Raw genomic sequence first — 20,772 nt, forward strand, 5'->3', positions numbered from 1 at the left:
GCGGACATGCTGCTCGAAGTCCGCGACCTGCACGTCGAGTTCAAGACGCGCGACGGGGTCGCCAAGGCCGTCAACGGGGTCAACTACTCGGTGGACGCCGGCCAGACCCTGGCCGTCCTCGGCGAGTCAGGCTCCGGCAAGTCCGTCACCGCACAGGCCGTGATGGGCATCCTCGACATGCCGCCGGGCCGGATCGCCGGCGGCGAGATCCTCTTCAAGGGTGCCGACCTGCTGAAGATGAAGGAGGAGGAACGCCGGAAGATCCGCGGCGCCGACATGGCCATGATCTTCCAGGACGCGCTCAGCTCCCTGAACCCGGTGCTCAGCGTCGGCGCCCAGCTCGGCGAGATGTTCGAGGTGCACCGCGGGATGTCCCGCAAGGACGCCCGCGGCAAGGCCGTCGAACTGATGGACCGGGTGAAGATCCCCGCCGCGAAGGAGCGGGTGGGCGACTACCCGCACCAGTTCTCCGGCGGCATGCGCCAGCGCATCATGATCGCGATGGCGCTGGCCCTGGAACCCTCCCTGATCATCGCCGACGAACCCACCACCGCCCTCGACGTCACCGTCCAGGCCCAGGTCATGGACCTGCTCGCGGAACTCCAGCGCGAACTCAACATGGGCCTGATCCTGATCACCCACGACCTCGGCGTCGTCGCCGACGTCGCCGACAAGATCGCCGTCATGTACGCGGGCCGGATCGTCGAGGCGGCCCCGGTCCACGACATCTACCGGTCGCCCGCCCACCCCTACACCCGCGGCCTGCTCGACTCGATCCCGCGCCTGGACCAGAAGGGCCAGGAGCTGTACGCGATCAAGGGCCTGCCGCCCAACCTGCTCGCCATCCCGTCCGGCTGCGCCTTCAACCCGCGCTGCCCGATGGCCCGGGCGGTGTGCCGTACGGACGTCCCGCCCCTGTACGAGGTCACGGAGTCGCCGGCGCCGCGCACGAGCGCCTGCCACTTCTGGAAGGAGTGCCTGCATGCCTGAGGCGATTCTCGAAGTCCGCGACCTGGTCAAGCACTTCCCGCTGACCCAGGGCATCCTCTTCAAGAAGCAGATCGGCGCCGTCAAGGCCGTCGACGGCGTCTCCTTCGACCTCAAGGCCGGCGAAACCCTCGGCATCGTGGGGGAGTCCGGCTGCGGCAAGTCCACCGTCGCCAAGATGCTGGTCAACCTGGAACGGCCGACCTCCGGCGCCATCTCGTACAAGGGCGAGGACCTCACCAGGCTGTCCGGCCGCGCCCTGAAGGCCGTCCGCCGCAACATCCAGATGGTGTTCCAGGACCCGTACACCTCGCTCAACCCCCGCATGACGGTCGGCGACATCATCGGCGAGCCGTACGAGATCCACCCCGAGGTCGCACCCAAGGGCGACCGGCGGCGCAAGGTGCAGGACCTCCTCGACGTGGTCGGCCTCAACCCCGAGTACGTCAACCGCTACCCTCACCAGTTCTCCGGCGGCCAGCGCCAGCGCATCGGCATCGCCCGCGGCCTCGCCCTGCGGCCCGAGATCATCGTCGCCGACGAGCCGGTCTCCGCCCTCGACGTCTCCGTGCAGGCGCAGGTCGTCAACCTGCTGGAACGCCTCCAGGACGAGTTCAGCCTCTCCTACGTCTTCATCGCCCACGACCTGTCGATCGTCCGGCACATCTCCGACCGGGTCGCCGTCATGTACCTCGGCCGGATCGCCGAGACCGGCACCGACACCCAGATCTACGACCACCCCACCCACCCGTACACCCAGGCCCTGCTCTCCGCCGTCCCGGTCCCCGACCCCGGCGCCCGCGAGCGCCGCGAACGCATCATCCTCACCGGCGACGTCCCCTCCCCGGCCAACCCGCCCTCCGGCTGCACCTTCCGCACCCGCTGCTGGAAGGCGCAGCAGCACTGCACCGACGAAGTCCCCCTGCTGGCCGTCCCGGAGGCCTTCCGCGGCCAGACCGGCCCGGCCGCCCACCCCTCCGCCTGCCACTTCGCCGCCGAACGCCAGGTGGTGCCCCCGGCCGAGGAGTCCTGACGTGCCCGGGTGACACGGCCCCGGAAAGCCCCCGCCCGCACTCACCCGGTCGGGGGGTGTCCGGGGCGCCGGGTGGACGGAGCGTGACCGGGACCACGGCCCGCGCGCCCGGGGGATCCGCCGCCCGGCCGGGCCCCGCGGTCGCCCCGGACCGGCGCTTTAGCAGACCCGCTGTACACCGGCAGGCGTTTTGCCAAGATCCACAGAACGTGCACGATGTGTCACCGACAGTTGTCCCCAACTGCGCGGAGGGCATCATGCGCACGGTCCGAGAAGCCGTATTCGACGTACTGCGGGAACGCGGCATCACCACCGTCTTCGGAAACCCCGGCTCGACCGAGCTGCCGATGCTCAAGCAGTTCCCCGAGGACTTCCGCTATGTGCTCGGGCTCCAGGAGGCCGTGGTCGTCGGCATGGCCGACGGGTTCGCGCTAGCCTCCGGCAGTACCTCGCTCGTCAACCTGCACACCGGCCCCGGCACCGGCAACGCCATGGGCGCCATCCTCAATGCCCGCGCCAACCGCACCCCCATGGTCGTCACCGCCGGCCAGCAGGTGCGCGCCATGATGACCGCCGAGGCGCTGCTCACCAACCCGCAGGCCACCCTGCTCCCGCAGCCCGCCGTCAAATGGGCCTACGAACCGCCCCGCCCCGCCGACGTCGCGCCCGCCCTCGCCCGCGCCGTGCACACCGCCGAAACCCCCGCCCGCGGCCCGGTGTTCCTCTCCCTGCCCATGGACGACATGGACGCGCAGCTGACCGAGCCGGAGCAGCGGGCTGCCCGGGCCGCCGCCGCCCGCCGCATCACGCACGCCGCCGTGCCCGCCCCGCAGGCCGTCGCCGCCCTCGCCGACCGGATCGCGCACGCCCGCTCCGCCGCCCTCGTCGTCGGCGACGACGTCGACGACTCCGGCGCCTGGGACGCCGTCCTCGCCCTCGCCGAACGCGGCGGACTGCCCGTCTGGGCCGCGCCCGCCGCCGCCCGCGTCTCCTTCCCCCGCACCCACCCGCAGTTCCGCGGCGACCTGCCGCCCGCCATCGGCCCGCTCGGACACGCCCTCGCCGGACACGACCTGGTGATCGTCATCGGCGCCCAGGTCTTCCGCTACTACCCGTACGTCCCCGGCGAGGTGCTCCCCGACGGCGCCGGACTGGTCCTCCTCACCCGCGACGCCGAAGAGGCCGCCAAGGCGCCCGTCGGTGACGCCCTCGTCGCCGACCTCACCCTCACCGCCCGGGCCCTCGCCGACCGGCTGCCGGCCGGCGGCCCGCTCCGGCCCGCCCCGCGCGAACTGCGCTACGCCGAACCCGAAGGCGGCGTGCTCAGCCCCCTCGCCGCCCTCAAGGCCATCGCCACGGGCGCCCCCGAGGACACCCTGTGGGTCAACGAATCCCCCTCCAACATCCCGCAGTTCCACGAGGCCACCCGGATCTCCCGGCCCCGCTCGTACCTGTTCTCCGCCGGCGGCGGCCTGGGCTTCGGCGCCGCCGCGGCCGTCGGCGCCCAGCTCGCCGTGCCCGGCCGGCCCGTGGTCTGCGTCATCGGCGACGGCTCGATCCACTACGCGGTCCAGGCCCTGTGGACGGCCGCTCGCTACCGCGTGCCGGTCACCTTCGTCGTCCTCAGCAACGCCTCGTACGCCATCCTCCACTGGTTCGCCCAGGTCGAACGCGCCCAGGGCGCCCCCGGCCTCGACATCCCCGGCCTCGACATCGTCTCCGTCGCCCAGGGCTACGGCCTGTGCACCCACCAGGTCGCCGGCGCCGGCGAACTCACCAAGCTCGTAAGGGACTCCGCGCAGCAGCAGGACGGACCGGTGCTCATCGACGTACCGGTCACCACCGAGCTGCCCACCCTCTGACCCGCTGCCACCCCCGCTGAGCCCCCGCCCCTCCCGACACCGAAGGCCGGCATGTCCACCGACACCCCGCTCCTCGCCCGCCTGCGCGCCGCGCTCCCCGAGCCCGGCGCCCTGCTCACCGACCCCGGGCAGCTGACCGCCCACGCCCGCGACGCGGCCCCGTTCTCCGAACCCGGCGCCCCCGTCGCCGTCGCCCTGCCGCGCACCGCCGACCAGGTCGCCGCCGTCCTCGCCGCCACCCACGCGCTGCGGGTCCCCGTGGTACCGCAGGGCGCCCGCACCGGGCTCGCCGGCGCCGCCAACGCCGTCGACGGCTGCGTCGTCCTCAACACCACCCGCATGGACCGGATCCTCGGCATCGACCCCGCCAACCGGCTGGTGCGCTGCGAACCCGGCGTCACCACCAAGGCCCTCGCCGGCGCCGTCGCCGAACACGGCCTCTGCTACCCGCCCGACCCCGCGTCCTGGGAGCACTGCACCATCGGCGGCAACATCGCCACCGGCGCCGGCGGCATCTGCTGCGTCAAGTACGGAGTCACCGCCGACTACGTCCTCGGCCTCGATCTGGTCCTGCCCGACGGCCGCCGGCTGCGCACCGGCCGCGACACCGCCAAGGGCGTCGCCGGATACGACCTGACCCGGCTGATCGTCGGCTCCGAGGGCACCCTCGCCGTCGTCGTCGGCGCCACCCTCGCCCTGCGGCCCGCCCGGCCGCCGGCCCTCGCGCTGCTCGCCCAGTTCCCCGCCCTGACCGCAGCCGGCAACGCCGTCGCAGCGATCACCGCCGCCGGGCACCTGCCGTCCGCGCTGGAACTCCTCGACCGGGCCACCACCGACGCCGTCGTCGCCCACGGGGGCTCGCTGCTCAAGCCCGGCAGCGCCGCCACCCTCATCGTCGAGAGCGACGCCCCCGACCCGGCCGCCGCCGCCCGCGAACTCGCCGCGATCGGCCGGCTGTGCACCGGCGCCGGCGCCCTCGACATGGTCACCGCCACCACCACCGAAGAGTCCGCCCAGGTCATCGAGGCCCGCCGGCTCGTCACCCCGGCCCTGCGCGCCCTCGCCGCCACGCTGCCCGGCCGGCCGACCGCCTTCATCGAGGACGTCGCCGTACCGCGCTCCGAACTGGCCAAGTTCGTCGGCACCATCGAGGAGATCGCCGCCCGGCACCGGCTGCGGATCTTCACCCTGGGGCACGCCGGCGACGGCAACCTGCACCCCACCGTCGTCTTCGACGAGGCCGACCCCGACGAGTTCCGGCGCGCGCAGACCGCGTACGACGACATCATGGCGGCCGGCCTCGCCCTCGGCGGCACCAGCACCGGCGAACACGGCATCGGCACCCTCAAGCGGGACTGGCTGGCCCGTGAGCTCGACCCGGTCGCCCTGGAACTCCAGCGCGGTCTCAAACGGCTCTTCGACCCCGGCAACCTCCTCAACCCCGGCAAGGTCCTCGACCTCGCCGCGGCGCCCGCGCCCAGCGCCGCCGGGGCGGTGCGGCCGTGACCGAGCTGACCTCCCCGGCCCGTACGGCCTCCTTCGCCCGGCCCGCCCGGGCCGGCCGCGCCGAGACCGTCCGCTTCGCCCTCACCCACACCCTGCCCGCCTTCGCCCGCGGCATCGCCGCCCCCCGCCCGCGGCTGGCCGCCGCCTTCGGCGCGCTCGGCCAGTACGGCTGGTCCACGGCCACCCTGCGGTCCCTGCGCGCCCGGTACGGGGGCGCGCCCGTGCGGATCCGCGGGCTGTCCGGGGAACTGCTGGTGCTGCTCGACCCCGCGGACGTCGCCCGGTTCTTCGCCGAGCCCGTCGCCCACCTCGCCATGGACGCCGTGGACAAGGTGAGGATGCTGGAGGTCCTGGAACCCACCGGCGTGATCTGCTCGCACGGCGCGCTGCGCGAGGCCCGCCGCGAGGTCAACGACCACGCGCTGGCCGCCGACCGGCCGGTGCACCCGTCGTGCGCCGAGTTCCTCGCGGTCGTCGCCGAGGAGTGCGCCCCGCTCACCGCCTCCGACGTCCTGGAGTACGCCGCCCTGCGCCGGGCCCTGGAGCGGATCGGGCGCCGGATCGTCCTCGGCGACCGGGCCGCCCACGACGAGGAACTCCACCGCGGGCTGGTCCGGCTGCGCGAGGAGGCCAACTGGATGGGCATGCGCAAGAGCCGCAACCCGGCCAACGAGCGGCTGTACGCGCAGGTCGCCGCCCGGCTGGAGAAGTACGCGGCGGAGGCGCCGCCGCACACGCTGGTGGCGCGGGCGCTGTCCGTCCCCGCCGGGCCCGAGTTCCCCGAGCTCGACCCGGCCGGGCAGGCGCACCACTGGCTGCTCGCCGTCGACGCGGTGGCCCTGGTCGTCGCCCGGACCCTGCTGATGCTCGCCGTCCACCCGGCCGAGCAGGACGCGGCCCGCGGGGACGACACCCGGATGCGGGCCTGCCTGCAGGAGTCGCTGCGGCTCTGGCCGGTCGTCCCGGACCTGGTACGGGTCACCCGGGCCGAGACGGTGTGGCGCGGGGTCGCGTACCCGGCCGGCACGCACGTGCTGGTGCCGGTCGGCTTCCTCCAGCGGGATCCGCAGACCGTGCCGGCGGCGGAGCTGTTCGTGCCGGGGCGGTGGCTGGCGCGGGATGCGGACCGGGACACCCGGATGGCGCCCTTCGGCCACGGGGGTGGCCGCTGCCCCGGTGACCAGCTGGGCCTGCTCCTCGGCACCGCGGTCTGCCGCGAACTCCTCCGCGGCCGTCGCGTCTCGCCTCCCGCGGGGGCCCCGCATCCCTGCCGCCCCCTCCCCGGCGCCCTGCTCCCCACCCCCCTTCCCCTCTGCGCCCACTGACCCCTCCCCGTGCCCTCCCCACCGCTCCCGGTCCTGCTGCCCCACCGGGCGGGCCCAATCCAGCCCCTCCCGGGCCGGTTGCCCACCGGGCGGGGCAACTCCCCTGGGCTCGGGCCGACTGCCCACAGGGCGGTGCAACTCCCTCGGCCGGTTGTCCACGGGGCGGGCAACTCCCTCGGCCGGTTGTCCACGGGGCGGGCGAATCCCCCGGCCGGTTGCCCACCGGGCGGGGCAAGTCCCTCGGCCGGTTGTCCACCGGGCGGGGGGAAATCCAGCCCCTCCGGCGTTTGAGGAGCGGGGTCCGGGGCGGAGCCCCGAAACCAGCCCACCAGGGTCGGTTGCCCACCGGGCTGCGCAACCCCTCCGGCCGACTGCCCGCCGGGCGGGGGCACTTCCAGCCCCTCCGGCGTTTGAGGAGCGGGGTTCGGGGTGGAGCCCCAAGGCAACCCGGCCGGCGCCGGGCACCGGGCTCTGCCCGGACCTGCTCCTCAAGCGCCGGAGGGGCTGGGGGTGGCGGTGCCGGTTCCCGGGCTCTGCCCGGACCTGCTCCTCAAGCGCCGGAGGGGCTGGGGGTGGCGGTGCCGGTTCCCGGGCTCTGCCCGGACCCGCTCCTCAAGCGCCGGAGGGGCTGGGGGTGGCTGTGCCGGTTCCCGGGCTCTGCCCGGATCTGCTCCTCAAGCGCCGGAGGGGCTGGATTCGCCCCGCGGGGTGTCAAGTGCCGGAGGGGCTGGGTTCGCCCCGCGGGGTTTTGAACGGCGGGGGGATTTGCCCCGCAGGGGCTCAAGCGTCAGGGGGCTGGACTGCCCCGCAGGGGCCCACGCGCCGGAGGGGCCGGTCGCGGCAGGGCCGGGACAAGAACGATCGAGTCGTCACAGGAGGACGTATGACCGAAGAGGCAGTCGCACCGGCGGACACCGCCGAGCCGGACGTCACCGCACTGCACGCCCTGTGCCGAGAACTGGCCGAGGCCGCCGAGGCCGTCGAAGCAGCCGCCCGCCACGCCACCGCGCTGGCCACCCGCCGCCGCCTCCCGGCCCCCGCCCGCCGCAGCCTGCTCCGCGCCCTCACCGCCCGCACCGGCTTCGGCTGGGCCGCCCGCGGCCCCGGTCTGCCGGCCCGCACCGCCTGGCTCGCCGGCGTGCTCACCGGCCGCGAGAGCCTGGCCGTCAGCCTCGCCGTCACCGGCCTGAAGGCCCGGGTCCGCGCCGCCGCCGTCGCCCACCCCGAACTCCTCGCCGACCCCGGCACCGCCCGCCTGGTCACCGCCATCGAGGAGGACCGCCAGCGCGAGGCCGCCCGCGCCTTCCGCGCCATCCTCGGCAGCCAGGGCTCCGAACGCGCCTTCGCCCTCCTCGCCCCCTCCTTCGCCGACCTGATGGCCTGGAACGCGCTCACCGACGAGAACCCGTTCAACGACGCCGCCGGCTGGGAGATCGCCACCGGCCGCACCCTGACCACCGCCGAACCCCTCCTCGGCGTCAGCGCCCGTCTCTGGGCCCTCCTCGACCGCGGCCCCGGCCGCGCCGAGCCGGTCCCCTCCGACCCCGCCCTCCTCGCCCGCCTGGACCGCTCCGGCACCATCGCCGGCTACGTCCACAACATCGACGCCATCGGCACCTCCGGCCTGCTGCTGATCCAGCGGGTCGCCGGCCCCGACGGCACCACCCGGTACGTGGTCCAGCTCGCCGGCATGGCCGCCGGCGGCCTGCGCAACGAGACCCCGCAGGACCTCCTCGGCGCCATCCACGCCGTCGCCCGCCCGGCCACCCCGTACTCCCGGGCCGTCATCCAGGCCGTCCGCGAGGCCGTGCCCACCGGCGCCGAACTCGCTCTCGTCGGCCACAGCCTCGGCGGCATCACCGCCATGAACCTCGCCGCCGACCCCGACTTCTGCGCCCTCTACCGGATCGCCCGGGTCGTCGCCATCGGCTCGCCCGTCGACGGCAAACGGCCCGCCGACCCCGCCACCCGGGTCTGCTCCCTCGTCAACGAGCACGACGTGGTGCCCAGCCTGGAGGGCCGCTCGTCGGTCTCGCCGTACCCGCTGCCCGCCCAGTTCACCGAGTTCACCTGGACCGACGACACGCACGCCTTCCCGCTCTGCCACGCCGCCGAGCGGTACGCCCACAACCTCCGGCACGACGCCCCCGAAGCCCGCACCCACGTGGACGCGGAACTCGCCCCGTTCCGCGGCCGCGTCACCGCACACCGGTTCTTCCAGCTCCACGACCGCTAGGAACCCCACCCGATGACCGAAACCGCCGAAACCCCGGCCGACACCGCCGCCGCCATTCCGGCCCAGGCCGCCCACCGCACCCCCGCAGCACCCCCGTACGGCCCGCCCGGCCTGCTCGAACGGCTCGGCTCGGCCGCCTTCGCCCGCATCAACCGCAGCCGCGACTGGCACGAGCTGCCGGCCCCCGTCAGCCTGCTCAACCTCCGCGTGCTCCGCGACGACCTGCGCCGCAGCAACCTGTACGACACCGCCGGCGCGGGTGGCGAGCGGCCCCGCCGGGCCCCCGCCGAGCTGCTGCCGTACCGCTCCTACGACGGCTCAGGCTACGACCCGTACGACGAGGACATGGGCCGCGCCGGCACCCGGCTGGACCGCAACGCCCCGCTGCACCTCGCCTTCCCCGGCTCCGACGACGAGCTGATGACCCCGAGCCCCCGCGAGGTCAGCCGGCAGCTGCTGGCCCGCCGCTCCTTCGTGCCCGCGCCCACCCTCAACCTGCTGGCCGCCGCCTGGATCCAGTTCGAGAACCACGGCTGGGCCAACCACGGCGACAACGAGGAGGCCGAGCCGTTCACCGTCCCGCTCGCCCCCGACGACGACTGGGCCGAACACGGCGGCGGCTGCCCGATGCGGGTCAACCGCACCCGCCCCGACCGGACCGCACACACCGCCCAGGGCGTCCCGCCGACCTACGAGAACACCGTCACGCACTGGTGGGACGGCTCCCAGATCTACGGCTCCGACGAGGAGCGCTGCCGCTCCCTGCGCACCGGCGAGCACGGCAGGCTGACCGTCGTCGACGGCCGGCTGCCCGCCGACCCGCGGCCCGGCCGGGAGTGCCTCGACCACACCGGCATGAACAGCGACTACTGGGCCGGGCTCTCCCTGCTCCACACCCTGTTCGCCAAGGAGCACAACGCCGTCTGCGACCACCTCCGCTCGCACTACCCCACCTGGGACGACGAGCGGCTGTTCCACACCGCCCGGCTGGTCAACACCGCCCTCATGGCGAAGATCCACACCGTGGAGTGGACCCCGGGCGTCCTCGACACCCCCGTCCTCCACAAGGCGATGCACACCAACTGGTACGGCATGCTGCCCCGCTGGGTGTCGAAGAAGTACGGCCGGTTCGGCTCCGGCGAGATGCTCAGCGGGATCCTCGGCTCGCCGACCGAGCACCACGCGGCGCCGTTCTCCATGACCGAGGAGTTCGTCTCCGCCTACCGCCTCCACCCGCTGATCCCCGACGAGCTCACCGTTCGCGATCACAAGGCCGGCGGCCTGCGCGACACGGTCGGCTTCACGGACCTCCAGGGCGCCGCGACCCGCACGAGCGTCGACACGTACGGCACCGCGGACCTCCTGTACTCCTTCGGTACCGCACACCCCGGCGCGCTGGTCCTGCACAACCACCCCGACGCCCTGCGCAACCTGGCCCGGCTCACCGGCGAGCACGTCGACCTCGGCACCGTCGACATCCTTCGCGACCGGGAACGAGGCATCCCCCGGTACAACTCCTACCGCCGGATGCTCCGCAAGCGCCCGGTCGCCTCCTTCGAGGAGCTGACCGGCGGCCACCCCGCCGACACCCCGCTCCTGGAGGAGCTGTACGAGGGCCGGCTGGACCGGGTCGACACCCTCGTCGGGAACCTCGCCGAGCCCCGCCCGGCCGGTTTCGGCTTCAGCGACTCGCTGTTCCGCATCTTCATCCTGATGGCCAGCCGGCGGCTCAAGAGCGACCGGTTCTTCACCACCGACTACCGGCCGGAGATCTACACCGCGGAGGGGCTGCGCTGGGTGGACCGCAACTCGATGGTCTCCGTCCTGCTGCGCCACCACCCCGAGCTGGCACCCGCCCTCGACGGCGTCACCAACGCGTTCGCCCCCTGGCGGTCGCTGTGACGGCCGCCGGGGCCGTCCCCGGGCCGCGGACGGCCGCGCAGGCGGGCGACACGCCCGGGCCCGGGCGTGTCGCCCCTGCTGCCGGACTCGGACCCGAGGAGGGTCTGCACGCGCACGCGGCCGCCCTCCACGAGCGGGCCCGGAGGCTGCGCGAGAGCGCCGCCGCCCTCGGCTGGCGCGGGCCGGAGGCCGACGCCTTCCGGGAGCGGGTGGAACGGCTCGCGGACCGGTGCGCGGCGGCGGCCCGCGACCTGACCCGGTCCGCCGCCCTGCTGCGGACCGGCCCGGCCGCCGACAAGAGGGCCTAAACCACCGTCAAACGCGTTAACACAGAGGCAACTTGGCCGACCCGGTCCCGATATCTGGACACGCCAGGCTGACATGCGTACGGCCGTGCGGGTGCCGTTGGCCGGCCGGGCGGGAGCGACCCCGCCCGGCCGGCCGCTCGTCGTGCCCGGTCAAGGCCGTTCCGGAGCGGGTCCGCGGCGGGGGGTCCGGACCCGGGGGGCTCGGGCCCAACGCCCGTGCGCCCTGCGGCAGATGAGCCGTGCGCCCCCCTGGTGCACCAGTGCGACTCGAGTTTGCGTCGGCACGGATAGTTATGATCCGTAGCGCACGGCGCATGTGGGTATGACTGCGCCACGTGCACAGAACGCCGTCCGGGCTACGAACAGATGTGGAGGTGAACCGCCGTGGCACTCTCGATTTCGGCGGTGGTGCTGCTGGGGGTCATCGTCTTCCTGCTGGTCAAGAAATCAGGACTGAAGCCGGGACACGCCGTGGTCTGCGTCCTGCTGGGCTTCTACCTGTCCAGCTCCACCATGGCCCCGACCATGCGCGAGCTGACCACGAACGTCGCGAACATGATCGGCGGGCTGAAGCTGTAGGGCCGCCTGCCGGATCAGGCCGGACCGCGGCGGGAGGCCCGGTGCCGCGGGGGAGTCCTCGTAGGCTGTGCCCATGAACGGTCTTCCCGCCCGCCGTCTGCTCCTGGTGCACGCGCACCCGGACGACGAGTCCATCAACAACGGCGTCACCATGGCCAAGTACGCGGCCGAGGGCGCCCACGTCGCGCTGGTCACCTGCACGCTGGGCGAGGAGGGCGAGGTCATCCCGCCCGCGCTCGCCCATCTGGCGGCCGACCGCGAGGACTCCCTGGGCGGCCACCGGATCGGCGAGCTCGACGCGGCCATGGCCGAACTGGGCGTCGCCGACCACGGCTTCCTCGGCGGCCCCGGCCGGTTCCGGGACTCCGGGATGATGGGCGCCCCGCAGAACAAGCGCCCCGGCTCCTTCTGGGAGGCCGACCTGGACGAGGCCGCCGCCCTCCTGGTCGGGGTGGTCCGCCGGGTCCGCCCGCAGGTCCTGGTCACCTACGACCCCGACGGCGGCTACGGGCACCCCGACCACATCAAGGCGCACCGCGTCGCGATGCGGGCCGCCGAACTGGCCGCGGAGCCCGCGTACCGCCGGGACCTCGGCGAGCCGCACGCCATCGACAAGATCTACTGGAACCGGGTGCCCCGCTCGGTGGCCGAGGAGGGCTTCGCCCGGCTCCGCGCCACCGCCCCGGACGTGCCGTTCCCGGGGATCGCCGAGGTGGACGACGTCCCCGGCGTGGTGCCCGACGGGCAGATCACGGCCGAGATCGGCGGCGGCCCGGACGCGGCCCGGTACGAGGCGGCCAAGGCGGCCGCGATGCGGGCGCACGCCACCCAGATCGCCGTGGCCGGCCCCTTCTTCGCCCTCTCCAACGACCTCGGGCAGCCGCTGTTCACCCGCGAGTACTACGAGCTGGCCGCCGGCCGCTCCGGCGCCCCGGCCGGAACCCGCGAGCAGGACCTCTTCGCCGGGACCGGCGCATGAGCGGCGCACCGGAGAAGCAGCCCGCGCGGGCGCGCACGGCGGCGTCCGCGGCCCCGGCCACGCCCGGCCCCGGCGGCCTGCTGACCGCCCGGCTCACCCCGGGTCGGATCGGCCTCTTCGTCCTCCTCGCGGTCGTCGGCGCGGCCACCGGCATCGCCGGCGGGCTGGTCGTGGCGCTGTGGCCGCCCGCCGGCCTGCTGCTCGCGCTGCTCGCCACCCTCGGGCTCTTCGTCGGGAGCCGGCTCCTGATGCACGGGCCGATCGGGGTCGGCGCGGCCGCCCTGGGCTGGCTCGGCGTGCTCGTGGTGTTCGTCTCACCGCGACCCGAAGGCGACAACCTCTACGCCCCGGCAACAGGTACGTATGTGTACATGCTGGGCGGAATCGTTGCCGCTGTGATCTGTGCCACCCTTCAGGGGTCGACCGGAGGGCCGTATTCCGCCTACCGTTCCGGCCGGTGACGTTCCGTTCCGGCCGATGGCGGGTCCCCGGCGGGGGGTTGTGAACCGGCCGCGCGCCGCGTTCACCGGGTGTCCACAGGAACCCCGCTTCCCCCGGCGGTCAGTTGCCCCCTGGCGGCGGCCAGTATGGTGGACGGCGCCGCCGAGCTGCCCGCGCACGGTATGACGGGCGGCGGAGCCAACCGGGAGAACCTGCCTTGAGTCGTGAAACTGACAGTTCGTCCTCCGGGCCCCAGGGGCGCGGTGGAGCCGCCTACCCCTCGGGTACGCCGTACGGATCCCGCCAGTACCCGTCGACGGACACGGCGGCGGACGCTCCGGAGGAGCACGCCATGACGAAGACTTCACCGTCCTCCCCGGAAGCGGACGAGCCCAAGACGGAGACCACGCTGACGACGCGCATCCGGATCAACATTCCGGGTTCGCGTCCGATCCCGCCGGTCGTCGTCCGCAAGCCGGTGCCCGGGGGCGACGACACGGAACCGGACGGCGCGGCGCAGGCGTCGAAGCCCGCGGAGCCGTCCGCGGCTCCCGCGCCGGCCGACGGGCCGAAAGCGGACCAGCAGAGCAACTGGTTCGCTCCGCGCAAGGGGGCGGCCCTGCCCGCAACCACTGCCCGCCCCGCCCTCGGGCCGGGCGACGGCAGTGCTGCCGCAGGCGGCCCCGCCAGCAGTGGGGGGACTGACATGAACAACGGATCCGGGCCGCACGGCGGCCCCGGACAGGGCCAGCGGCCCGCCGCGGCCCTGCCGCCGCGCGCCGGCCTGCCCACCCGCCCGGTGGGCGCGGGCGCGCCGCCCGGTCGCGGGGGCTTCGGTGCGGGCGCCGCCGCGACCGGCGGCGCCGGCCAGGGCGCACCCATGGGCGCGCCGATGAGCGGGGCGCCCGGCCGTCCCGGCGCCCCGATGGGTGCTCCGATGGGCGGTGCTCCGATGGGCGGCGGCGCTCCGATGGGCGGTGCCCCGATGGGCGGCGGACCCGCCGCACGCAACGCCGCCGGGTACGGACCCGGCGGCGGCCAGCCCCGCCCCGCCCCGCAGCCGCAGCCCGGCTACGGCCAGGGCCCGCAGGGCGGTTACGCCGGACCGCCGGCGCCCGGTGCGCCCGCGCAGGGCGGCATGCCGTACGCACCCGAGCGGCAGGGCGGACCGGCCGGCCCGACCACCGGCCCGGCGCTCGGCACCATGCCGGTGGCGGCCCCGCCCCGGCACGACGACGACACCACCGCGCTGCGCCAGTGGCCCGGCCCCGAGATGGCCCCGGAGGCCCCGGCCGCTCGCGGCATGCAGGCCCCGCCGCCGCAGGCCCAGGCCTTCCCCGGCGGACCGGCCGGCCCCATGGCCCCGATGCCGATGCCCGGCGAGGAGCAGGTCGCGCCGCCGCAGCGCCCCGCGCCCGAGCCCAAGAAGGGCGGCGTGCGCAAGCGCTCCAAGCTGCTGCTCGTGTGCACCGGCGCGGCCGCGCTGCTCGGCGTCGCCTACGGCGCCGGCCTGCTGCTGAACCACTCCGACGTGCCCAAGGGCACCACCGTCCTCGGCGTGGACATCGGCGGCACCCGCGACGAGGCGCTGAGCACCCTCGACCGGGCGTTCGGCCAGCGGGCCACCGATCCGCTGCAGCTGAGCGTCGACGGCAAGCAGGTCGAGCTCAAGCCGGAGAAGGCCGGACTGCGCCTGGACACCCAGGCCACCGTCCGGGGTGCCGCCACCAGCGACTACAACCCGGTCTCGGTCATCGGCTCGCTGTTCGGCGACGCGCGGACGGCCGAGGCGCAGATCCCCGTCGACGAGGAGAAGCTGCGGGCCGCCCTGCAGACGCTCGCCGGCAGTGCGGGCAGCGTGGTCGAGGGCACGATCAAGTTCGAGCCGAACAAGGTCACCGCGGTGCCGGGCAAGGCCGGCAAGGGCCTCGACGTCGAGCGGGCCGTGGACGCGGTCAAGCAGGCGTACCGGCAGCAGATCGAGACCGGTTCCGCGAAGGTCGTCGAACTCCCGGTCACCACCCGCGAGCCGGTCATCGACCAGGCGGAGCTGGACCGGGCGATGGAGGAGTTCGCCAAGCCGGCGATGTCCGCGAACGTGAAGATCGTGGCGGGCGGGAAGTCCATCCCGTTCGGTCCCGGCCGGTCCCTGCCGAAGATCCTCGGCATGAAGGCCGTCGACGGCAAGCTGGTCGAGACGTACGACCTCGAAGCGATCAAGGAGCTGTACGGGGACACGTTCGCGGGTGTCCTGATCACCCGCGGCACCGGGGAGAAGACCCCGGTCACCCCCCAGGACGTCGCCGGTGTCCTCGGCAAGGCCCTCCGCGGCAAGACGGAAGCGGAGCGGGTCGGCACGATCGAGACCAACGTCGGCTGACCGACGCCTCACACCCTGGCGGGGCGCGTTCCGGCCCCGCCAGGGTGTGCCTCCCGGTCTTCGGGGCCGGGGTCAGTTCAGCATGGCCCGGGCGGCGGCGGCCTCGTGGCGGATGCCGGCCGCTGCCGGAGGATCGATGGCGGCCATGACCTCCGCGTAGGAGTCCATCTCGGCCGCCCCCCGGAGGAAGTCCCCCCGCTGCACCAGCACCCGCGCCCGCTCGTACCGCAGCCGCGCAGGATGCGAGGGAATCAGCAGCGCCAGCTCCAGGGACCACAGGTGCACCGCGGACTGCTCCGGCCGCGCGGCCGCCCACGCCCGGATGTTGTTCAGGATCCGGTGCACGATCTCCAGCGGCCGCGCCGGCTCCAGCAGGCCCGGATCCAGCGGCGAACCCGTCGCGCTCACGACCATCAGTTCCGCATCCGTTCCGCTCAGCGGCCGGCCACCCGCGAACGGATCCGCCAGCACCCGCTCCGCCGGATCCCCGAACCCGACCACGAAATGCCCCGGCAGCGCCACCCCGTACACCGGCGCCCCGGCCCGCCGCGCCACCTCGATCCACACCACCGACAGCAGGATCGGCAGCCCGCGCCGCCGCCGCAGCACCTCGTGCAGCAGCGACGACTCCAGCCGCTCGTACTCCGCCGGCACACCGTGGAACCCGCACCGCTCACCCAGCAGCTGTGCCACCGCCGAGGCCCACTCGGTCCCCGACCGCAGCCCGTACGGCAGCATCCCCGCCAGCCGGTCCAGCTCTGTCTCCGCCTCGTCCACGGCCCGTTCGTCGAGTTCCGGATCCGCTTCCGCCGCCAGCAGCAGGCACAGCAGCGCCAGGTCCGGGCGCTCCGCCCGGGCCTCCTCCGCGAACCGTTCCCGGAAGCTCACGACGCCCGGAAGTGGTGGTACGTGTGGTGCGTGGCGAAGCCCAGCCCGTCGTACAGGCCGCGCGCCCCCGCATTGTCCGTCTCGACCTGCAGCCAGGCCGCCGACGCCCCCTCCGCCAGCGCCTGCCGGGCCAGCGCCGCCATCACCGCCGTCGCCAGACCCTGCCGCCGGAACTCCGGCGCCACCTCGACGGCCGCGAACCCGGCCCACCGGCCGTCCACCACCAGCCGCCCGATCGCCGCCGTCGCCCCCGCCTCCTCGACGCGCGCGAACCACACCGACGGGCCCGCCGACAGCACCTGCGCCACCTCGGGCCGCGGGACGCCGGTCCGCTGGTAGCGGTCCAGCCAGGCCGCGTCGCACGTCCGGGAGAGTCCGACCCGCGAGACGTCCGCGGCGACGTCGCCGATCGGGGCCAGCGCCGCGATCCGCACCTCGGCCGACACCTCGCGCGCCCAGCCGCGCGCCTCCAGCTCCGCGCACAGCAGCTCCTGCGCGCCCTCGGCCCCGGTCCCGGCCTGCACATACGCCGGAAGGTTGTGTTCCGCGTACCAGGCCGTCACTCGCGCGAGTGCTTCGTCGAGCGGCACCCCCGGGTCGCCCAGCGCCAGCGCCGAGTTGGCGCGCCGGGTGAAGCCGCCGGACGCACGCAGCGTCCAGTCGCCCAGCGGCTCGCTCTCCACCGGCACCCAGGCCCGCGCGGCGATCCGCGTGAGCTCCGCGAACCCGGCCGCGGGACCCCGCCGCCGGGCCGGCGCGGCGGGCACGACCTTGCCCGCGACCAGCGAGGATTCCGGGATGCGGACGGATTCCCCGTCCTTCCGTGTGATCAGCAGCACACCCTGGTCCCAGGATGTGAGAACGCCGACCGTGTCAGTGAACGCGCTCGACCGGTCCTCGACCGGGCTGACACGTCGTACAGAGACACGTTTTCCCACGTCATCCCGGGTGATACGGACTTCCAGACGGCCACCGGCGGTGATTTCCACGGCTCTCTACGCCCCTCCTGTTCGGATCGTGCCCGGGAACGGAGATACTAGGTGCGGGCATCGACGACGCCGCGCTCCCGCGCGATATGGAAAGCCCTACCGAGGAGGAACGAGAGCGTGACCTACGTCATCGCGCAGCCTTGTGTCGACGTCAAGGACAAGGCGTGCATCGAGGAGTGCCCCGTCGACTGTATCTACGAGGGCCAGCGGTCCTTGTACATCCACCCGGACGAGTGCGTCGACTGCGGCGCCTGTGAGCCGGTCTGCCCGGTCGAGGCGATCTTCTACGAGGACGACACTCCGGAGGAGTGGAAGGACTACTACAAGGCGAACGTCGAGTTCTTCGACGAGCTCGGCTCGCCCGGTGGTGCCTCCAAGCTCGGTCTCATCGAGCGCGACCACCCCTTCATCGCGGCGCTCCCGGCGGACATCAACCCGGAGCACTGAGTTTCTGCGCCCCGGCCCGGGACGGCTCCAAGCCGTGCCGGGCCGAGGCGTTTCCCCACCCGCCCGCACCCACCGCGAGCGCGCACGAGAACAGGGAGCACCACACCGTGGCCGCAGTATCGTCCCGTCTTCCCGTCTTCCCCTGGGACAAGCTGGAGCCCTACAAGGCGACCGCCGCAGCCCACCCGGACGGCCTCGTGGACCTCTCCGTCGGCACCCCGGTGGACCCGGTGCCCGGCCTGGTCCAGGAGGCGCTGACCGGCGCCGCCGACTCCCCGGGCTACCCGACCGTGTGGGGCACCCCGGTGCTGCGCGACGCGATCGCCGGCTGGGCCGCCCGCCGCCTCGGCGCGGTGTCCGTCCGCCACGAGAACGTGCTGCCGGTCGTCGGCTCCAAGGAGCTCGTCGCCTGGCTGCCCACCCAGCTGGGCCTGGGCCCCGGCGACAAGGTCGCCTACCCGCGGCTCGCCTACCCGACGTACGAGGTCGGCGCCCGGCTGTGCGGCGCCGAGCCGGTGGTCTACGACGACCCGACCGAGCTCGACCCGGCCGGAATCCGGCTGCTGTGGCTGAACTCGCCGTCCAACCCGACCGGCCGGGTCCTGCCCAAGGAGGACCTGGTCCGCATCGTGGCCTGGGCGCGGGAGCACGGCATCCTCGTCTTCAGCGACGAGTGCTACCTGGAGCTCGGCTGGGAGGCCGACCCGGTCTCCGTCCTCCACCCCGACGTGTGCGGCGGCTCGTACGAGGGCCTGGTCGCGGTGTACTCGCTGTCCAAGCGGTCCAACCTGGCCGGCTACCGCGCCGCGTTCGTGCTCGGCGACTCCGACGTCCTCGGCGAGCTGCTCCGGATCCGCAAGCACGGCGGCATGATGACGCCCGCCCCGGTGCAGGCCGCCACCGCCGTCGCGCTCGGCGACGACGCGCACGTGGACGAGCAGCGGGCCCGGTACGCGGCCCGCCGCACCGCGCTGCGCACCGCGCTGGAGGCGCACGGATTCCGCATCGAGCACAGCGAGGCCAGCCTGTACCTGTGGGCCACCCGCGACGAGCCCTGCTGGGACACCGTGGCGTACCTCGCCGGGCTCGGCATCCTGGTGGCCCCCGGCGACTTCTACGGCGAGGCCGGCGCCCGCTTCGTCCGGGTGGCGTTCACCGCCACCGACGAGCGCATCGAGGCCGCCGTCAAGCGCCTCGGCTGACCGCGGCCGTCCTGCCACCGGGACGAGAACGTGCACGTGGGGCCCGGGAGTTCGCCTCCCGGGCCCCACGGCGTTCACGTCCCGGCGGGTCAGCCCAGCGGGGTCTTCAGCGGCAGCTGCCCGGTGGGCAGCTCGGCCGGCAGGGTGGACGCGACGAGCAGAGTGTCCGCAACGGGCAGGGTGTCTGCCGCCGGCAGGGTCTTGGCCACCTCGCCGCCGGCCAGGCCGGCCGGCAGCTCCTTGGCCACGGCGCCGCCGCCCATGGCGCCGGTGGTGCTGGTCGTCTGCCGGGCAGCGCCGTCGACCGCCTGGCCGAGGCTCGCCGTGTCCAGGGCGGTGACGGAGTCCAGCTGCGGAACGGGCGCGAGGTCCGCCGCGCTCGCCGAACCGGCCGCACCGACCACGGGCGCTGCCCCGGCTGCGAGCAGCAGCGCGGTGCGGGCGATCCGGCGGGTCAGGGGGAGGGACATGGTGCTCCTAAGCGTCGGGTACACCTGCGGGACGGACCGTCCGGCAGGCTGCGTACGCCATGACAACCGCCCGCGGGGCCGGAGAGGTTGCGGCACCCGAACGTAAAGACTCGGCAACGCATCGCATTATCGGTTTCGCCGACCAGCCCATCAGATGCGCAGCAGAACCGTGCCGAACAGGCCTTTCACCGCCTCGCGGACCGCCGGCCCCCGCAGCACCCGCACCACCGCCCCGGGTGACCGGCCGCACAGCCGTCCGACCCCGCCCGGGAGTTCCGTACGCGCCGTCCGGTTCAGCGCCTTTCGGCCACCGTCACCGACACCCGGTCGCGGTCCGCCGTGCTCGCGCGCCAGCGGCCGCCGTGCTGCCCCGCGCGCCACGTCTTCCCGTCGTACGCGACCTCGGCTATGTCCAGCCGGGCCGCGTTCGCCACCGCCCAGTGCGCCCGCTCCCAGCCCCGCTTCAGGTCCGGCACCGGGACCGCCAGCTCGCGGTCCGCCACCTGAGGACCGGCGGCACCCGCCGACCCGGTCCGGCCCGCCGTGCGCCCGCCCGCCCCGAACGCCCGCACCAGCTCCTTCCTCACCCGCGCCGCGTCCCCCGCCTCCTGCGGGACCGGACCCGCGCACGACAGCGCCGCCGGGGTCCGCCCGGTGAGCGCCGCCGACAGCAGCGCCGCGTCCGGCTCGTGCTTCGCGTACGCCTGCGGGAAACCGCTCAGCTGCACCTTCTGCGCCGCCACCGTCAGCGGCAGCCGCGCGTACCCGCGGACCTCGGCCAGCCGGTCGTAGAAGATCCCCGCCGAGTACACCGGGTCCCGGATCTGTGCCGGAGTGCCCCAGCCCTGCGAGGGCCGCTGCTGGAACAGGCCCAGCGAGTCCCGGTCGCCGTGGTCGAGGTTGCGCAGCCCCGACTCCTGCATCGCCGTCGCCAGCGCGATCGTCACGGCCCGCTCCGGCATGCCCTTCGCCGCGCCGACCGCCGCGATCGTCGCCGCGTGCCCCGCCTGCTCCGGGGACATCTCGTACTCGGAGCCCTCGCCGCTGCCGCCGCCGTCCGCCCGCACCGTGCAGTGCGGTGCACCGGAGCCGCCGGTCGAGTCGTACTGCACGGCGAAGTAGCCGGCCAGGGCGGCCAGCACGGTGCACGCTCCGAGGATCCGGAGGCGGCGACCACTGCGGCGGCGGGCGCCGGATGCAGGATGGCTGGGATCGGACACGCCGCCCACCGTACTTGA

General features: G+C 74.5%; 18 protein-coding genes. 14 read left to right on the top strand and 4 right to left on the bottom strand.

The features are described 5' to 3' along the window. The first annotated feature begins 6 nt into the window (after positions 1-6). From LG634_RS18990 to LG634_RS19045, 12 genes are all read left to right on the top strand, one after another. A complete protein-coding gene (locus LG634_RS18990; protein WP_226735061.1) occupies positions 7-990 on the top strand; it encodes an ABC transporter ATP-binding protein in 984 nt (327 codons plus the stop codon). Continuing rightward, positions 983-2,020 (top strand): ABC transporter ATP-binding protein, encoded by a 1,038-nt coding sequence (locus LG634_RS18995; RefSeq protein WP_226735062.1) that lies wholly within the window; start codon positions 983-985, stop codon positions 2,018-2,020. Before LG634_RS18990 ends, LG634_RS18995 begins: the two co-directional genes overlap by 8 nt. Positions 2,021-2,277: 257 nt before the next feature. Further along, a complete protein-coding gene (gene mdlC / locus LG634_RS19000; protein ID WP_226735063.1) occupies positions 2,278-3,882 on the top strand; it encodes a benzoylformate decarboxylase in 1,605 nt (534 codons plus the stop codon). A 51-nt stretch (positions 3,883-3,933) separates the two neighbouring features. Next, positions 3,934-5,388, top strand: a complete 1,455-nt coding sequence (locus tag LG634_RS19005) for an FAD-binding oxidoreductase (protein ID WP_226735064.1) — start codon at positions 3,934-3,936, stop codon at positions 5,386-5,388. Next, on the top strand, positions 5,385-6,713 hold the full coding sequence (locus tag LG634_RS37910; RefSeq protein ID WP_308072572.1) for a cytochrome P450: 1,329 nt from the start codon (positions 5,385-5,387) through the stop codon (positions 6,711-6,713). The genes LG634_RS19005 and LG634_RS37910 overlap by 4 nt, the downstream gene beginning before the upstream one ends. An 883-nt stretch (positions 6,714-7,596) precedes the next feature. After that, positions 7,597-8,949 (top strand): lipase family protein, encoded by a 1,353-nt coding sequence (locus LG634_RS19015; RefSeq protein ID WP_226735065.1) that lies wholly within the window; start codon positions 7,597-7,599, stop codon positions 8,947-8,949. A 12-nt stretch (positions 8,950-8,961) separates the two neighbouring features. Beyond that, positions 8,962-10,851, top strand: a complete 1,890-nt coding sequence (locus tag LG634_RS19020; protein WP_226735066.1) for a peroxidase family protein — start codon at positions 8,962-8,964, stop codon at positions 10,849-10,851. Then, a complete protein-coding gene (locus LG634_RS19025) occupies positions 10,848-11,159 on the top strand; it encodes a hypothetical protein (protein WP_226735067.1) in 312 nt (103 codons plus the stop codon). The genes LG634_RS19020 and LG634_RS19025 overlap by 4 nt, the downstream gene beginning before the upstream one ends. A gap of 384 nt (positions 11,160-11,543) precedes the next feature. After that, on the top strand, positions 11,544-11,738 hold the full coding sequence (locus tag LG634_RS19030; RefSeq protein ID WP_226735068.1) for a hypothetical protein: 195 nt from the start codon (positions 11,544-11,546) through the stop codon (positions 11,736-11,738). Positions 11,739-11,811: 73 nt separating this feature from the next. Continuing rightward, complete coding sequence (gene mshB / locus LG634_RS19035; protein WP_226735069.1) at positions 11,812-12,717, top strand: N-acetyl-1-D-myo-inositol-2-amino-2-deoxy-alpha-D-glucopyranoside deacetylase; 906 nt, start codon at positions 11,812-11,814, stop codon at positions 12,715-12,717. Further along, on the top strand, positions 12,714-13,178 hold the full coding sequence (locus tag LG634_RS19040; protein ID WP_226735070.1) for a DUF6113 family protein: 465 nt from the start codon (positions 12,714-12,716) through the stop codon (positions 13,176-13,178). The genes mshB and LG634_RS19040 overlap by 4 nt, the downstream gene beginning before the upstream one ends. Positions 13,179-13,375: 197 nt before the next feature. After that, on the top strand, positions 13,376-15,538 hold the full coding sequence (locus LG634_RS19045; RefSeq protein WP_443729017.1) for a peptidoglycan binding domain-containing protein: 2,163 nt from the start codon (positions 13,376-13,378) through the stop codon (positions 15,536-15,538). A 72-nt stretch (positions 15,539-15,610) separates the two neighbouring features. Here LG634_RS19045 and LG634_RS19050 read toward each other — a convergent pair whose 3' ends face one another. Then, complete coding sequence (locus LG634_RS19050; RefSeq protein ID WP_226735072.1) at positions 15,611-16,426, bottom strand: transglutaminase family protein; 816 nt, start codon at positions 16,424-16,426, stop codon at positions 15,611-15,613. After that, positions 16,423-17,415: a GNAT family N-acetyltransferase gene (locus LG634_RS19055; protein WP_226735073.1), complete on the bottom strand. Its 993-nt coding sequence runs from the start codon at positions 17,413-17,415 to the stop codon at positions 16,423-16,425. Before LG634_RS19055 ends, LG634_RS19050 begins: the two co-directional genes overlap by 4 nt. 117 nt (positions 17,416-17,532) lie before the next feature. On the opposite strand from LG634_RS19055, the gene fdxA reads away from it, so the two are divergent. Together fdxA and dapC are read left to right on the top strand one after the other, a co-directional pair. After that, positions 17,533-17,862: a ferredoxin gene (gene fdxA / locus LG634_RS19060; protein WP_226735074.1), complete on the top strand. Its 330-nt coding sequence runs from the start codon at positions 17,533-17,535 to the stop codon at positions 17,860-17,862. 107 nt (positions 17,863-17,969) lie between these two features. Continuing rightward, complete coding sequence (gene dapC, locus LG634_RS19065) at positions 17,970-19,064, top strand: succinyldiaminopimelate transaminase (RefSeq protein ID WP_226735075.1); 1,095 nt, start codon at positions 17,970-17,972, stop codon at positions 19,062-19,064. 89 nt (positions 19,065-19,153) lie between these two features. Here dapC and LG634_RS19070 read toward each other — a convergent pair whose 3' ends face one another. Together LG634_RS19070 and LG634_RS19075 are read right to left on the bottom strand one after the other, a co-directional pair. Beyond that, positions 19,154-19,534, bottom strand: a complete 381-nt coding sequence (locus tag LG634_RS19070) for an ATP-binding protein (RefSeq protein WP_226735076.1) — start codon at positions 19,532-19,534, stop codon at positions 19,154-19,156. A 293-nt stretch (positions 19,535-19,827) separates the two neighbouring features. Then, a complete protein-coding gene (locus LG634_RS19075; protein WP_308072575.1) occupies positions 19,828-20,763 on the bottom strand; it encodes a hypothetical protein in 936 nt (311 codons plus the stop codon). Positions 20,764-20,772 lie beyond the last annotated feature (9 nt).

Origin of the sequence: Streptomyces bambusae, assembly GCF_020532645.1 — a bacterium.
In the GTDB taxonomy this organism is placed as follows: domain Bacteria; phylum Actinomycetota; class Actinomycetes; order Streptomycetales; family Streptomycetaceae; genus Streptomyces; species Streptomyces bambusae.

What these genes read in the sequence shown, in the direction of transcription:
- LG634_RS18990 (WP_226735061.1), top strand. Translation starts at nt 7, where the DNA reads ATGCTGCTCGAAGTCCGCGACCTGCACGTCGAGTTCAAGACGCGCGAC.
- LG634_RS18995 (WP_226735062.1), top strand. Translation starts at nt 983, where the DNA reads ATGCCTGAGGCGATTCTCGAAGTCCGCGACCTGGTCAAGCACTTCCCG.
- mdlC (WP_226735063.1), top strand. Translation starts at nt 2,278, where the DNA reads ATGCGCACGGTCCGAGAAGCCGTATTCGACGTACTGCGGGAACGCGGC.
- LG634_RS19005 (WP_226735064.1), top strand. Translation starts at nt 3,934, where the DNA reads ATGTCCACCGACACCCCGCTCCTCGCCCGCCTGCGCGCCGCGCTCCCC.
- LG634_RS19015 (WP_226735065.1), top strand. Translation starts at nt 7,597, where the DNA reads ATGACCGAAGAGGCAGTCGCACCGGCGGACACCGCCGAGCCGGACGTC.
- LG634_RS19020 (WP_226735066.1), top strand. Translation starts at nt 8,962, where the DNA reads ATGACCGAAACCGCCGAAACCCCGGCCGACACCGCCGCCGCCATTCCG.
- mshB (WP_226735069.1), top strand. Translation starts at nt 11,812, where the DNA reads ATGAACGGTCTTCCCGCCCGCCGTCTGCTCCTGGTGCACGCGCACCCG.
- LG634_RS19040 (WP_226735070.1), top strand. Translation starts at nt 12,714, where the DNA reads ATGAGCGGCGCACCGGAGAAGCAGCCCGCGCGGGCGCGCACGGCGGCG.
- LG634_RS19070 (WP_226735076.1), bottom strand. Translation starts at nt 19,534, where the DNA reads ATGTCCCTCCCCCTGACCCGCCGGATCGCCCGCACCGCGCTGCTGCTC.